At 34.7% G+C, this 15,830-nt stretch carries 13 protein-coding genes and 1 other RNA gene; 6 read left to right on the top strand and 8 right to left on the bottom strand.

Annotated features, from left to right (window positions below):
* Positions 1–279 precede the first annotated feature (279 nt).
* The 4 genes from ACVPPR_RS04315 to ACVPPR_RS04300 form a co-directional block, all read right to left on the bottom strand.
* On the bottom strand, positions 280–1,416 hold the full coding sequence (locus ACVPPR_RS04315; RefSeq protein WP_462304745.1) for a THUMP domain-containing class I SAM-dependent RNA methyltransferase: 1,137 nt from the start codon (positions 1,414–1,416) through the stop codon (positions 280–282).
* Between the two features lie 92 nt (positions 1,417–1,508).
* An RNA gene (gene rnpB / locus ACVPPR_RS04310) (RNase P RNA component class B) lies at positions 1,509–1,872 on the bottom strand.
* Positions 1,873–1,906: 34 nt separating this feature from the next.
* Positions 1,907–2,248: a cell division regulator GpsB gene (gpsB, locus tag ACVPPR_RS04305; RefSeq protein ID WP_462297038.1), complete on the bottom strand. Its 342-nt coding sequence runs from the start codon at positions 2,246–2,248 to the stop codon at positions 1,907–1,909.
* A gap of 65 nt (positions 2,249–2,313) precedes the next feature.
* Positions 2,314–2,880 (bottom strand): SLOG family protein, encoded by a 567-nt coding sequence (locus ACVPPR_RS04300; protein WP_462304744.1) that lies wholly within the window; start codon positions 2,878–2,880, stop codon positions 2,314–2,316.
* Between the two features lie 111 nt (positions 2,881–2,991).
* Between ACVPPR_RS04300 and recU the strand changes: the two genes are divergently transcribed.
* Complete coding sequence (recU, locus tag ACVPPR_RS04295) at positions 2,992–3,594, top strand: Holliday junction resolvase RecU (protein WP_462304743.1); 603 nt, start codon at positions 2,992–2,994, stop codon at positions 3,592–3,594.
* Between the two features lie 35 nt (positions 3,595–3,629).
* The gene (locus ACVPPR_RS04290) at positions 3,630–5,921 is read left to right on the top strand and encodes a transglycosylase domain-containing protein (RefSeq protein WP_462304742.1); all 2,292 of its coding nucleotides are present in this window, start codon (positions 3,630–3,632) and stop codon (positions 5,919–5,921) included.
* A gap of 73 nt (positions 5,922–5,994) precedes the next feature.
* On the opposite strand, the gene ACVPPR_RS04285 is transcribed toward ACVPPR_RS04290, so the two are convergent.
* From ACVPPR_RS04285 to ACVPPR_RS04270, 4 genes are all read right to left on the bottom strand, one after another.
* Positions 5,995–6,696 (bottom strand): DnaD domain protein, encoded by a 702-nt coding sequence (locus tag ACVPPR_RS04285; protein ID WP_462297486.1) that lies wholly within the window; start codon positions 6,694–6,696, stop codon positions 5,995–5,997.
* 69 nt (positions 6,697–6,765) lie between these two features.
* Positions 6,766–8,067 (bottom strand): asparagine--tRNA ligase, encoded by a 1,302-nt coding sequence (gene asnS, locus ACVPPR_RS04280; RefSeq protein ID WP_462297487.1) that lies wholly within the window; start codon positions 8,065–8,067, stop codon positions 6,766–6,768.
* A gap of 90 nt (positions 8,068–8,157) precedes the next feature.
* The gene (locus ACVPPR_RS04275) at positions 8,158–8,544 is read right to left on the bottom strand and encodes a cell wall elongation regulator TseB-like domain-containing protein (RefSeq protein ID WP_462297488.1); all 387 of its coding nucleotides are present in this window, start codon (positions 8,542–8,544) and stop codon (positions 8,158–8,160) included.
* 188 nt (positions 8,545–8,732) lie between these two features.
* Entirely contained in the window at positions 8,733–11,546 is a 2,814-nt protein-coding gene (locus ACVPPR_RS04270; protein WP_462304741.1) for a helicase C-terminal domain-containing protein, read from the bottom strand.
* A 196-nt stretch (positions 11,547–11,742) separates the two neighbouring features.
* Here ACVPPR_RS04270 and mvk point away from each other — a divergent pair, with 196 nt between their 5' ends.
* The 4 genes from mvk to fni are packed head-to-tail and all read left to right on the top strand — an operon-like array spanning position 11,743 to position 15,825.
* Positions 11,743–12,708, top strand: coding sequence for a mevalonate kinase (gene mvk, locus ACVPPR_RS04265; protein WP_462297490.1), 966 nt, complete (start codon positions 11,743–11,745; stop codon positions 12,706–12,708).
* Positions 12,698–13,663, top strand: coding sequence for a diphosphomevalonate decarboxylase (gene mvaD / locus ACVPPR_RS04260; RefSeq protein ID WP_462304740.1), 966 nt, complete (start codon positions 12,698–12,700; stop codon positions 13,661–13,663). The genes mvk and mvaD overlap by 11 nt, the downstream gene beginning before the upstream one ends.
* A 30-nt stretch (positions 13,664–13,693) precedes the next feature.
* Positions 13,694–14,761, top strand: a complete 1,068-nt coding sequence (locus ACVPPR_RS04255) for a phosphomevalonate kinase (protein WP_462304739.1) — start codon at positions 13,694–13,696, stop codon at positions 14,759–14,761.
* A 26-nt stretch (positions 14,762–14,787) separates the two neighbouring features.
* Positions 14,788–15,825 (top strand): type 2 isopentenyl-diphosphate Delta-isomerase, encoded by a 1,038-nt coding sequence (gene fni, locus ACVPPR_RS04250; protein ID WP_462304738.1) that lies wholly within the window; start codon positions 14,788–14,790, stop codon positions 15,823–15,825.
* The last annotated feature ends 5 nt before the right edge of the window (positions 15,826–15,830 follow it).

The raw sequence follows: 15,830 nt of genomic DNA, 5'->3' as shown, positions 1-15,830 counted from the left end.
TGAGAAATCATCGACACTCTTTTTTTGAAAAAAAAGGGTCTACAATATCTGTTGTTGGGTAATAAAAAAAAACCAAAAGTCATAAGACTTTTGGTTACGGGGTCATCTAAGTTTCACTATCCATTTCACCTACAAAAGAAAAATTAATAAGAAAGAAGGAATCTCCGCATGTCTAATCAGACTATTTTATACACTCAAAGTACATACAAAAAAAGTCCTAATCACTAAGTAATCAGAACTTTCATAATATTATCTAACAACAGTTGACGAAGAGCCTTACTAGGCTCTTGGCTTGCGTTTACCCCAATATTGGAAGTAATCCGTTCTCAACGAACCATTGTATAATTTACGTTTCTTAGATGCTCTTGATCCATAATATTCTTCAAATGTTAAATCACTTGTCAAAATGTATTTACTCCATGTTGGCATTTTTTTGTACACAACACCCATTTGTTTATATAGAATACGTACAGAATCGGTATCACTCAATCGTTCACCATATGGTGGATTAGCGACGATGACCCCATATTCTTTTTCTGTCGTAAAATCTTTTGCGGCAAGTTGCTTAAATTCAATGCTATCTAAAACACCGGCTTCAGCTGCATTTTTCTTAGCAATTTCAATCATTCCAGCATCAATATCATATCCTGCAATATCTAAAACAACATCAAGATTGGCTTCACCTTTTGCTTTTTCTCTTAGGCGATCAAAAAGACCCTTTTCAACAAAGTCCCAATCTTCAAATACGAAGTAACGGCCAATACCAGGGGCAATATTATGGCCCATCAATGCAGCTTCAATTGGAATTGTTCCTGATCCACACACTGGATCGATAAAAGGCTTTTCTGGATACCAATTAGTTAACATAACTAAAGCAGCAGCCATATTTTCTTTCAGTGGTGCATAACCTTTTTCAACACGATAACCACGTTTGAATAAACTACTTCCCGTTGTATCAAGTGTCAATAAAACATTATCTTTATTGATAGCAACTTCCAATGGATACTTAGCACCTGTTTCTGGCAAACGAGTTGTTCGGTGATAAACATCACTTAGTTGATCTACAATTGCTTTTTTTACAATTGCTTGTGCGTCTGGCACACTGTAAAGTGTTGATTTTTGAGATTTACCTTGAACAGGGAATTCAGCATCTAATGGTAAAAATTTATCCCAAGAAATTGCTTTTGTCTGTTCAAATAAATCATCAAAAGTTGTCGCAGTAAACTCACCAACGATAATTTTGACACGGTCCGCTGTTCTCAACCAAAGATTTGTATTGATAACATCTTCCATTGTACCTTCGAAACGAACGCGACTGTTTTCTACTTGAACATCATAACCCATATGTTTAAGTTCATTTCCAACAATTGACTCAATACCGCTAGCTGCGGTTGCCAATAATTTAAAAGTTTCCATTCTGCACCTTCACTATAATTTAATTTTTTTAATAAAAAAAACTAGGATAAAAGAAAATCCTTCATCCTAGTTCATCCTGAAATCATGTAAATTTCTATAAGCCATGTTTTGTACGTCATCCATCTCAGGCGATGAAATCAGTGGTAATCATCTATCTCCAGATATTATCTGCCCCCATGATTTGTTCATTTCCGTCATGAAGCGCCCCTACCAAAGTTTGGGTTGCCTACTCGTGGGGTTTACCGCGTTCCAGCAATATCGTTTCCAATATTGTATCGTCTCTGTGGCACTTTACAGATTACTTTGACATAGTCGAAACCTTAGTCATTTTATCCGCCGTTACCCGAAGGTACCTTGGCTTATTTTTTCACCAAGCACGAACACTACAAGCATCTCAGCTTGTGCAAGCATGGACTTTCCTCAGCCTAAATTAATAGACCGCAATTACCCGAAATTTACACTGAATCTAATAATAAATCATTGAATTAACTTAAAATTGATTTCTAGAATTTTGATCTTCATCTAATTGAGCACCAAACACCCGACGTTCCAAATTTGATAAACGTTTAAGAATATCCATATTTGAAGTTGTAGACGTTGTTTGTGTTGTTTGTGAACTCTTACCAACAGTAACCTGTTTAGTGAGCTCATCAACTTGTGCAATTAACCGATCATTTTCTTCTTGAACTCTTTTGACTTCTTTATCAAGGGTTTCATAATCTTTAATAACGTCATCAAGAAATTCGTCAACTTCTTTAGAATCATACCCGCGCATCTTAGTTTCAAAATGTTTTTGTAAGATATCTTTAGGTGAAAAATTAACATCTGTCATATTCGTACACCTCATCACTAATTCTCATAAATAATATTAATACCTATTTATTATAACAGAATTATTTAATAATTCAAATGATTATTTCGTTCTTCTTCAATTTCATTTGCAACATCCTCTAATGCCATGAAATCTATCATCTGTAATCCATAATCTCTTGATTCCTTAACCTGTTTAATTTTTAATAAATCAAATTTTGTTTTGCCTTCATTTTCTGAATCATAGACTAACAGAGCCCCATCCGTATGATCAATCATAAAAGCTTGATAATTTTTTAATTGTTGTGGTGATTGATAAACGTCTTTACTTATATTATCAGTAAAATCTACGTCACTTAATAGATTATTTAAAGTTATTTTTTTGTCATCTTTCCAATTATTACCAAATTCTCTAAACGGTAACATAAGCGCTACTTTAAAATCAGGATATTCTTTTTTGATATCAAGACAAACTTCAACAGTCCACTGTTCAATGCCAAGTTGTGGCCCTGTAATCACCCACTCCAAGCCATTTTCAATTTCATTAATAATGTATTTTTTAATAGCACTCTTGATAATTGTTATTTTCAAGTCGGTTTCATTAAAAATGCCCAACTCATATGTTCGGTAACCTGTCACCCATAAACGTTTCATAATTGCTTAGACATCCTTTCCTTATATTAAAAATATGTTACCAAATTCTTTAAAGCTATTAAATTATAGCACTTATTGTTATAATACTTTAGATTGGAGCGTGAGATAATCGTGAGTATTAATTATCCTAATGGTAAACTTTATGAACCTTCACCTTTAAGTACGCCAAAAAAATCAAATATGTTATTGTTTGGTAAACGAGGAATGTCATTAGAAGCTGATATCAATGCCAGCAACGAATTCTACCTCGCTAATAACCTTGCAGTCATTCATAAGAAACCAACACCTATCCAAATTGTGAAAGTTGATTATCCTAAACGAAGTGCAGCTGTCATTAAAGAAGCTTATTTCCAAACGGCATCAACAACTGATTATAACGGGATATATGATGGTCACTATTTAGATTTTGAGGCTAAGGAAACTAAAAACAAAACTTCATTTCCGCTAAGCAACTTTCATGAGCATCAAATTAGCCACATGAAAGCTTGCGTGTTACAAAAGGGAATCAGCTTTGTTATAATGAAGTTTGCAACTTTGGACAAGATTTACTTGCTACCATCTAAGACGCTCTTTGCATACTGGGATAAACAAATTAATGGTCGTAAATCGATTCCATTGAAAATAGTCCAGACTGAAGGGTTCGAAATACAATATACTTTAAATCCGGTTATCCCCTATTTAAAATATGTTGATAAAATGATAGAGCATCTATAATTAAGGCTTTATGTAATTAAAGGAGAATTTTATTTATGGCTACAACTGATAACAAAGGTACAACTCGTGTTTCACGACGCGAACAAGAATTAAAAAATAACAACAAAGGAAAACCTAGTAAGGGTAGACTTTTCAAACGTATTTTTCTAAGTTTGATTGGCCTAGTTGTTATTAGCGTAATTGCTGGTATCATTCTATTTTTCTATTATGCAAAAGACGCACCAAAAATAACGTCAAGTAGCTTAGAAAGTACACCAGCAAGTGTTATTTATGCAAAAGATGATGAAGTTATCACCACTTTAGGAACTTCAAGAATTTATGCCGATTCATCTGATGTTCCACAAACATTAAAAGATGCCATTGTTTCAATTGAAGATAAACGTTTCTATAAACATAATGGTGTTGACCCTGTTCGAATTGCTGGTGCGGCATTATCAAATATCACTGGTGGCTCAACGGGGCTTCAAGGTGGTAGTACTTTGACACAGCAACTCATCAAATTATCGGTCTTTTCGACAAAAGCATCTGATCAAACGATGAAGCGAAAAGCACAAGAAGCATGGCTCGCTTTACAAGTTGAACGTAAATTCAGTAAATCTCAAATTTTAACGTTCTATACCAATAAAGTTTTCATGGGGAACGGAATTTACGGGATGCAAACTGCCGCAAATTACTACTTTGGTAAAAAATTAAATAAATTAAATGTGGCACAAATTGCCATGCTAGCTGGAATTCCTAATGCGCCATCTTCTTATAATCCTTACGCACATCCAAAATATGCAAAGGTACGTAGAGATGAAGTAATTGACGCGATGTTAGCAAACAAAAAAATTACAACTGAAGAAGCAAGTAAGGCCAAACAAACGCCTATCACTTCAGGATTGAGAACATCACATTCTACTGAAAAAGATACGTATAACGCAAAAATTGCTGATTCTTACTTAAAAGAAGTCATTCAATCTGTTAAAGATAAAGGTTTAGATCCATATAACAGTAGTCTTAAAATTCATACAAACTTAGATTTAGATGCTCAAAAACAGCTTTATAAAATTGCTAATACAAATGATTATGTCATGTATCCAGATAACAAAATGCAATTAGCTGTCACAATGGTTGACTCAAAAACTGGTGCTATCTCGGCTATGATTGGTGGCCGTAAACAAACCAACGTTACATTTGGGTATAATCGTGCAGTAGCAACTAGTCGAAGTAACGGTTCAACCATGAAACCAATTATGGATTATGGTCCCGCTATTGAATACCTAGACTACCCAACAAATCAAAAGGTCAAAGATACGAAATATTATTATCCTGATGCGACAACAAATCAATTAAACGATTTTGATCATAGCTACCTTGGTACAATGACTATGCGCAATGCTTTAATTCAATCGCGTAATATTCCTGCTATTCGAACACTTGAAGCAGTTGGTTTACCTCGAGCACAAAAATTTATCAAAAAACTTGGTATCTCTAAGAATCAAGCTGAAACTTATGCATCTGGTATCGGTGGCAGCGTATCGACAACACAAAATGCCGAAGCATATGCAGCCTTTGCCAATGGTGGTACTTATCACAAGGGCACTTATATCTCAAGTATCGTCAAAAAAGATGGGACAGTTTTAAATTATTCTAGTTCAGGTAGTAGAGCTATGAAGACTTCAACAGCTTATATGATTACGGATATGTTGAAAGGCGTTATTAGCAGTCCTAGTGGTACAGGAACGGCAGCACAGATTCCTGGTCTTTACCAAGCCGGCAAAACCGGAACAACGGATTATCCATCAAACGTTGCTGATAAGTTCCCTTCTAATGCTGCTATGGATTCTTTATTTTCTGGTTATACTAAAAACTATGCAATTGCAGTTTGGACGGGTTATGATTCACCTTTAGTCCCAGATAATTACTTAAATGTTAGTTCTCAACGATTAGCTACAGGTATTTATAAAAGCTTAATGCAGTACGTTTCACAATCTGCTTCCAACACAGATTGGATAAAGCCTTCTGATGTTTATCTAAATAACGGTGAATTATCATTAACAGATTCATCAACTGCAACAATGACAACATCAGATAACAGTAGCAGCTATTCAAATATACCTGCTTCAGGAAATACTGCTAATCAAAGTAGCCGTTCAAGCGCTCCAGAGAGTTCAAGTTCTTCTTCAGAATCTTCAGAAGAATCTAGTTCTTCTAGCAGCGAATCGGCAAAAGTCGCTAGTTCTAGCACCAGCTCTTCTGCTAGTTCTTCAAGTGCTCCTTCTAATAAAGATAAAGCATCATCAGCTAGTAATAAAGTCGCTTCATCTGCTCCTCATCAAAATTAATATAAAAAAGTGCCTGTCAACAGTCAGTATTTGACTGTTGACAGGCACTTTTTTTATAATTTCAAATTTTTCATCAGTTTGACCAATGATATAGTGGAATCTCTGGCTTATCACCCGACTTATTTGAATTATCATTATTATTTGAAAAATTCTTCTGTTGTCTTTTTTCTTTATCTTTTTTTATATCTTGACTTGTTTTGATATGTTTCTTTTCCCAATTTAGTAAAATTCTATCCATATATTTTAAACTATAGGCTTGATTCAACACAGCTTCTTTAAGCGCCATCAGAATAAGCTCTGGTTTATAATGATCTTGGTCAATCCACATGCTGATACTTTCTAATTCCATCGGCGATAACGGACGCCCAAATTCAACTTCGATTTTTTCATAAACATCTTTTCGAGAATTATTATCTTTAACAACTTCAACCTTTTCTTGTACTCTTTGACTCAAGTTATTTAATTTTTCATACAAAGCGTTAAAATCAAATTGATCAGTACTATAGCCATTAAGATCATCAATTGTTTTAATAGAAATAACTTTTTTCTCAATTAATTTTTGCAATAAGGTATATGTTTCTTGAGTTGTAACCCCCATTTGACTTGCTATTTGATTTGTATCTGGGAACTTATTCCCGGCTTGATTAAAGCTTAACAAATGGATTAAAAACAGCAATTCATCGCCAGTTAATCCAATTTTTCGATAATTCTGTAAAATTAAATTAGAAACATGTGTTTCTCCTGCTTCTAAAAATTGACTCATAAATTGTTCCATACTGAACTTCCTCCTCAATAACAAAAAGAACCTTAAACATTTTTTGTTTTAAGGTTCTTTCTAACTGCTTTATGGGTAAATACGGTTTAATAAACGTGGGAATGGAATAGCTTCACGGATATGTTCTTCACCTGTAATCCAAGTTGTTGCGCGTTCTAATCCAAGACCGAAGCCTGAATGAGGAACACTACCATATCTTCTAAGATCTAAATACCATTCGTAATCTTTTTCATTAAGGCCAGCTTTTTTAATTTGGGCCATTAAGTTGTCTAAATCAGTTTCACGTTCTGAACCACCGATAATCTCGCCATATCCTTCAGGTGCTAACAAATCAGCACAGATAACAACATCTTCTCTTGTTGGATGTGGTTTCATATAGAATGGTTTAATTGCTTTTGGATAATTTAAAACGAATACTGGCATACTGAAATGCTCTGCCAAATAAGTTTCTTCTGGAGAACCGAAATCATCTCCCCATTTAGTATCAGGAAATTCACCAGAATTTTGCAATAATTCAATGGCTTCATCATAAGAGATTTTAGGGAATGGTGTTTTCGTATAACTTTTTAAGACTTCTTTATCTCTTTCAAGAATATCTAAAGCATAGTCACAATTATCCAAAACATTCTGAACTAAGAAAGCAATATATTGTTCTTGAACTTCAAGACTTTGTTCTTGATGCATGAATGCCATTTCAGGTTCAATCATCCAAAATTCAATTAAATGACGTCTTGTCTTAGATTTTTCAGCTCTAAAAGTTGGTCCAAAAGAAAAGACTTTACCAAAAGCCATTGCACCAGCTTCTTCATACAATTGACCTGATTGTGATAAATAAGCATCCTTGTCAAAATATTTAGTATGGAAAAGTTCAGTTGTTCCTTCTGGTGCGCTACCAGTTAAGATGGGGGCATCAATCTTGATGAACCCTTCTTTATTGAAAAATTCATACGTTGCACGAATAATTTCATTTCTGATTTGCATAACCGCAAATGGTTTTGTTGAACGTAACCATAAATGACGATGATCCATCAAAAACTCTGTTCCATGCTCTTTAGGCGTAATTGGGTAATCTTGGCTATCACCAACTAATTCAAGCGATTTTACTTCAATTTCATAACCAAATGGTGACCGTTTATCTTCATGAATTTCACCAATAACATACAAGCTAGATTCTTGATGTAATTCTTTAGCCATTTCGAAAGTTTCTTCACTAACATTACTTTTTATAACAACTCCTTGAAAAAAGGCGCTACCATCTCGTAATTGTAAAAAGGCAATTTTACCACTTGATCTTTTGTTAGTAAGCCAAACACCGATTTTTACTTCTTCATCAACATGATTTTTAGCATCAATTATACTAATTGTTTTCAATAAACTTCCTCCTCATTACGATCCTAGTTACAAGACCGATTTCATTCCTTTTATAATATCATTAGTCGGATATATTAGTCCATAAGACAATTAGATATTTTCAACAGATTTCAAAATTTTCCCATTTGAAAATTGAATAGTCTCATAGCAAAGTGCTTTTTTCTTATTCAAATAACTAACTTCCCATGCAGGCACACCATTGTATATACCAAGTCCAACATTCAATATTTTACTTGGCTTTTTTTCATTCCAGATATAAGTTAAAATGTCATTTTTTGACTTGCCATTTGATTGAGATAGCACTTTAACTTTTCCACCTTTTTGAGCAACAATCACGTAAATATTTTTATTATCTTTTGTTGTACCCGCAACTGTAAAATAAGTTGCGTTTCTATTATATCTATAAAATGCAGTTTCTTTGTCTAAATTCGCGTACTTTTTAGCGATTGTAACTGCCTCTTTTTCTGCAGTAACCATTGGAGATTTCGCGCGGTTATACAAAATGAAAGCTCCTACTAAAATAACAATTATAGCACCGAGTACGGAAAGAAAAACGACATTTTTTGATTTCTTTTGGGATCTTCGCATAACTAATTTTACTCCTGTCTTAACTTTGTATTACCACATTATAACAGACATTCTATGATTCCGATTGAATATCATGATCAACTAAAGAATTTCTTTAAATCAGTAATGATAGCCAACAATGGCTCATTTGCAATTGGTAATTTTTCTGGCAACACATCAATCATTTGTTTGCCATAACTCTGATTAATTAAACGATTGTCTAACACAATCATTGCACCCTTATCAGTTGATGTCCGAATTAAGCGTCCAAATCCTTGTTTAAGTTTCATTGTCGCTCTTGGCAAAGAATAATCACTAAAGACATCTCTACCTTGCCCTTCAAACTCTTTTTCTTTCGCTTTGACGTTCAATGATTCTGGTGACTCAAACGGTAACCGGGTCACAATTAAGAGCTCTAATCTATCATTTGGCAAGTCAACGCCTTCCCAAAAACTTCCGGTACCCAATAAAATCGCATCCTTGCCTAATAAAAAGCGCTTAGTTAATTTTTCAGGTCGTCCTGTAATCCCTTGGACTAGAAGCTCACGATCAATGTGCAATCCTTTCTTCGTAAGTAACGCATAAACATTCATGATTGTATCAAGTGAATTGAATAAGATAAGTGTTTGACGACGTTGTGATTGAATGATTTGATAAATTGAATCAGCTAGATATGCCTCATAAAGGTCTTTTGATGAACGAACATCAATTGAGTCATTTGCTATATACAATTTAGCTTGGTTCACATAATCAAAAGGACTTCCTAATTTTTCAATTTTATAATTATCTTCACGAATATCTAACTGATCAACAATATAATTTGGATTATCAGGCAATAATAATGTCGCTCCTGTGAACGTTAAATGATTGAAGTGTCGATAAATGGTTTGCGAAAGAAAATGTGTCGAATCCGATAAGCTAAATTCAAATTGCAACTTGTCTGTTTGTCCATTAATTGGAAAGCTCAGCCAAAGGACCTTTTCATTTAATTTATCCTGATTTTGATCAAAGATACTCCAACCTTCAAGTTCTGCAAATAATTGTTTAAAAAAGCTATGGACACGACTCAAAAGTTGCCGTTCTTCTCGACCAACATTCTGTTGATTTTTCGCAGCTATATAACGGTCTTGCAAAATGTCATCATCTCTTTTTAATAGAGGTAATAGTTTCGAAACGGATTCAATCGCAATTTTATTTCTGTTAATTAATTCAATTAACTCAGTCGCTTTTAAAATAATTGCTTTACCAGTTGTGTCATTTTTTGTTTTTGAATTTCTATTAATTCGTCGACCATATTCCCTTGAAAGTTGTTTAATGAGTATCTCAACTGATTCCCGTAACTTTCTAATTTCAGTCAACAATTGATTGTTTTCACCAATTGTTAAAAAATTAGTTGCCATTAAATTATTAAAAGAAAATTTTTGTGAACTTTGCATACTCGTTAAAAGTGAATCACATAGATTAATCATCTTCCAAAATCGAATGCGCCCTTTATTTGATTGCAATGCGACATCCGCCAGATGCTGTGCTTCATCGACAATCAATTCAGGTGCACTTTTAGTGCGGTCTGAATTGAACAAGTCCGGATGTTTCATCAGAAAAGCATGATTCGTAAAAATAATTGCTGTCGTTTCAACTTGTTTGTATAATGCATTAATAAAATCAACTTCAAAAAATGGATCAGTCAAGACCAAGCTTCCAACACCATGGTGCTTAATTTGATTAAAAATCGGATTTTGATAACTTGATAATCTTAACTCATCTAAATCCCCAGTCTTAGTAATTGTTAACCAAACCAAGATTCGAATCTTCATCAAGGCTACCTGTCCTGAGGATTCTTTTTGCGTCAATTCTTTTTTGAATTCCGCCAAATTTATGTAATGATTGCTCCCTTTCAAGTTAACTGCAGTTGTTTGAAAAGGTAATAATTGATTAAGTAGTGGTAAGGCCTGATTCATTAACTGTGTCTGAAGTAACGTTGTTGCACTACTAATCACAATTTGCTTATGGTTCTGGGCATAATACGCAGATGGTATTAAGTAACCCAACGTTTTACCAATTCCCGTAGGTGCTTCAACAATTAGTGTTCGTTCATGGCTTTTTAAATGTGCATCAATGATATCCATCATTTTTGCTTGTTCAGGTCGCCAACTTAACAACGTTTCAAAGATTTTTTTCTTATCTATTTCATTTTCTGGGTAATCATAGTTCGTTAAATTAAAAGTATTTTGTTTTCGACGTCGAAGAACGAGACCCCCAACAATATGTAAATAATTGGGAAGTCTTTCTTGATTCATTTGCTTATCATTATAAGCATCCAAAAATAATTCTTTCGTATTTCTTAATAAAAATGAACTCAGTTGATTTATTTCAAATAGTGTTTCTCTCGGAATTGTTTCTAAACGCGTCAATAAAAAAATAAACAATTCGGCAGTTACGTGAGCATCACTATCAGCATGATGCGGATTTTCGTGCGTTAAATTCAGATATTGACTTAAATCTTTTAATTTAAAACTAGGTGCCGTTGGCAATAAAATCTGACTAAGCTGAACAGTATCAATGCCCTTGATTGTTAATGCAGGATAACCAACCCGCTCCAATTCACTATTTATAAATGGTAAATCAAAATTAATATTATGCGCAACAAAAACAGTATCCTGAAGAAGGGCATAAATAGTTGCAGCCACATCTTCAAAATACGTGGCCTTTCTAATTTGACGGTTTGTTATACCCGTTAATTCCGTAATAGCTTTCGGAATTGCCATACCAGGATTAATATCAAATGAAAAAGAATTTATTATTTTATTTTTTTGAACCAAAACACAACCAAATTGAATCATTCGGTTACCACTTTTAAGATTCGTTCCTGTCGTTTCAATATCTACCACGGCGTAAATCGTATTTTTATTCATTGCAGTTTATCACCAGTCTTTTTAAGTTAGCGCTTCTATGTTTTTATTTTACCATATTGCTTAAAGAATCATATGCTAAAACCTAAATCATTATGAATTACCTAAGTTCATTTAGTCAATTATAGCCATAACGACGATTTTAAGGTATGATAATAGAAGTAAATTTATCCGGAGAGGACTCTTTTTTTTGAACAATTTGTCAGATAATTTAATGCACAAAGCAATTGGTACTAGTCATGCCAAAATTATACTAATCGGCGAACACTCTGTCGTTTATAGTCAACCAGCCATTGCACTTCCCTTACCAAACGTGAAGATTTCAGTTTCAACGGAAGCTATGGCCGATAAACAATGGATCACAAGTCGTTTTTATAGTGGCGAATTAAAATATGTTCCAATGAATATGCGTGGCATCAAACAAGTCGTTCAGCACATTTTACAATTATTGAATAAGCAAAAACAATCTTTTAAATTAACGATTGACAGTGATATTCCTTCTGAACGTGGTATGGGATCTTCAGCAGCAACAGTCATTGCTATCATCAGAAGCCTATATACTTTTTTTAAAACTGATATTAGTCGCGAAGAACTCTTACTGATTGCCAATATTGCTGAGACGACCACACATGGTTCTCCAAGTGGCATTGATGCAGCAACGACGAGTAGCCATGATCCAATCTGGTTCATTAAACATCAAGAAGCTTATCCGGTTCCATTAAATATAGAAGCAACTTTAGTCATTGCAGATACTGGTATCAAAGGAAAAACTGGCCTGACTGTTGGAAAAGTTCGTGATCGTGTCCTATCAAGTCCTGATACAACTGAAAAAATAATTGCTGAACTTGGTCAACTCACGAGCATGGCTAAATCTCAAATTGCCACAGATGATGCGATTAGTTTAGGCCATACTTTAACGCGATCACACGAATTATTAAAAGACTTGGGCGTTAGTCATCCAAAATTAGATGCACTTGTTGAAACGAGTTTAGCAAATGGGGCTTTAGGAGCCAAACTGACTGGTGGTGGTGGCGGTGGCTGTATGATTGCCCTCGTTAAAACATCTGAAGAAGCCTTAACGCTAAGTCATCTCTTAAATCGAAATGGTGCGATTGCAACCTGGATTCAGCCCCTTAAAAAGGAGTCACAAGATATTGAAAAATAAAGTTTCCGCACGTGCACATACTAATATCGCACTCATCAAATACTGGGGTAAAGAAAATCAAGATTTGATTATTCCCTATAATAGTAGTCTTTCTTTAACATTAGATCATTTTTATACTGACACAACGGTCACTTTTGATGACACATTATCCGAAGATCATTTTTACCTAAATAATCAACAAAAAAGCGATAAGAAAGTCTCTGCCTTTTTAGACATTGTACGTCACAAAGCAAAAAAAAATATGTTCGCCAAAGTAGAATCGATAAATCATGTACCTACTTCAGCTGGACTTGCCTCATCAGCCAGTGCGTACGCTGCCCTGGCAACAGCAGCTAGCGCAGCAATTGGATTAGATTTAACAAAACGTGAATTATCACGACTCGCACGTCGTGGTTCTGGGTCAGCTAGTCGTTCTATTTTTGGCGGTCTTGTTGAATGGAAAAAAGGCCACAACGACGAAAATTCTTTCGCCGTCCCCATTGAAGAAACTATTGACTGGGATATTCAAATGATTGCTATTATGATTAATAGTCATGAAAAAGAAATTGGTTCTCGCTCAGGGATGCAGCACTCTGTAGATACGTCCCCTTTTTATCACGAATGGGTTAAATCTTCTGAACGTGATTTAATTGCAATGAAGCAAGCCATTTCGGAAAAGAATCTTGATCAAGTTGGTCAAATTGCTGAAAATAATGCAATGAAGATGCACGCAACAACTTTAAGTGCTAATCCTAGCTTTACTTACTTTAATCCTGATAGTATTCGTGCAATGGATGCTGTTCGTGAATTACGACAAGCTGGTATTACCTGTTACTTTACAATGGATGCTGGTCCAAATGTTAAAATTATTTGTTCTAAAGCTGAAACACCTTATATTTTAAATAAATTAAGTCCTCTTTTCGGCGCAGACAAACTTCTAGTCGCTAAACCAGGACCAGGGGTAACACTCATCTAATGTTATCCCTATCGAAAGGAATTGAGCCATTTGATTACCGCTAAAGCACCAGGTAAACTTTATATTGCAGGAGAATATGCAATCGTTGAACCTGGATCACCAGCAATTATTGTTGCTATTGACCAATTTGTGACCGTGACGATTGAAGCAAGCAAAGAAATAGGCAGTATCTCGTCCAAACAATATCAAGAAAATTCTTTATTCTGGCATCGTCAGGGAAATGACATTATTTTTGATAATCGAGATAATCCGTTTCATTATATATTATCAGCAATCCATCTAACTGAATTATATGCACAATCTGTTGGAAAACAAATGGTTAACTATCACGTTAACATTGATAGTGACTTAGATAGTACTGACGGGAAAAAATATGGTCTCGGTAGTTCTGCCGCTGTCACCGTAGCAACTGTCCGTGCCCTTTCTCAATTTTATAAGTTAACATTAACAGAGAACGCACTTTTCAAATTAGCCGCAATGGCTCATTTAGATGTTCAAGGAAATGGCTCACTTGGCGACATCGCTGCTAGTGTTTACGGGGGCTGGATCGCCTATCATTCATTTGATCGAGACTGGTTAAAAATTATGAGACAAGACAAATCATTAACTGAACTTCTAACTATGGATTGGCCCTTGCTTTCCGTTAAACGCTTAACGTACCCAAAAGACTTAGACTTATTAATAGGTTGGACTGGTTCTCCAGCCTCAACTTCCATTTTTGTTGATAAAATGGCCATTTTCAAATCAAAACAAAAAGCAATTTATACTCAATTTTTAGAGGCTTCAAAAAAATGTGTCACAGCATTGATTAAAGGTTTTGAATTAAATGATTCTGTACTTATTCAAAAAGAAATCACAAATAACCGATTAATTTTACAACGTTTGGCTAATGCAAGTCAGATTATTATTGAAACTAAGGCACTAACTACCCTTTGCGATTTATCAGAGTCTCAGCATGCCGCCGCAAAAACATCAGGTGCTGGTGGTGGTGATTGTGGTATCGCCTTAGTAACATCTGAAACCAACCGCACAAAATTATTTAAAGATTGGGAAAAAAATCATATCCAACCCCTAAATATTAAAGTAACATTATTATAATTGGATCGTTAAGATAAGGAGCTTTTATGGTTGAAGACGCTAATTTAATTCAAAGTCATCGAAAAGACGAGCACGTATTTATCGCTGAAAAATTATTCACCTCTGAGTCAAAAAACCAATTGAATGAAATCAAGCTTGTTCCTTCAAATTTACCTGAGCTTTCTGTCAGGGAAGTTCAATCTAATGTTGAACTTCCCGATTTTTCATTTCATTCACCCTTCTACATTAATGCTATGACTGGGGGCAGTGAACAAACAGGACTCTTGAATCAACAACTGGCTGAAGTCGCAGCCATGACAAATACACCGATTGCGACAGGATCACAAAGTATTGCTTTAAAGGATCCTTCAGTAGCACATACTTTTAAAATTCTACGTGAAAAAAATCCAAATGGCCTAATTTTTTCCAACTTAGGTGCCAATGCTACGCTAGATCAGGCCCAAAAAGCAGTTGATATGATTGAAGCAAATGCCCTTCAAATTCATATCAATGTTGCTCAAGAAATTGTTATGCCTGAAGGCGAACGCGAATTTCACTGGTTACAGAATATTGAAAAAATTGTGAATCAACTTGAAGTACCCGTCATTGTTAAAGAAGTTGGTTTTGGCATGTCACATAAAACGGTTCAACAATTATCTAATATTGGTGTTCATTATGTTGATATTTCTGGCCGTGGTGGCACAAATTTCGCAAAAATTGAAAATGAACGTAGACATGATAAAGATTTTGCCTTCCTTGAAAATTGGGGTCTCACAACAGCTGAAAGTCTCATCGATACACAATCATTGCAAAATGACTTAACAATTTTTGCCTCTGGTGGTGTTCGGACACCATTAGATATCGTTAAGTGCCTTGTTTTAGGTGCTAAAAGCGTCGGTTTATCAGGGACATTCCTGCATATTCTTAATAAACAAGGACAAGAAGCGCTAACAAAGACTATTTTAGACTATCAAACAAAAATTAATATGATTATGACTCTACTTGGCACAAAAACCGTAGCCGATTTACCAAAAACTAGAATCATTTTATCCCCTGAGTTACAAAATTTTAAAAATACTAAATAGCGATA

The sequence above is a fragment of the Dellaglioa sp. L3N genome (genome assembly GCF_054941095.1).
The sequence above is the reverse complement of the archived record's forward strand: the minus strand, read 5'-3'. Positions and strand labels throughout refer to the sequence as shown.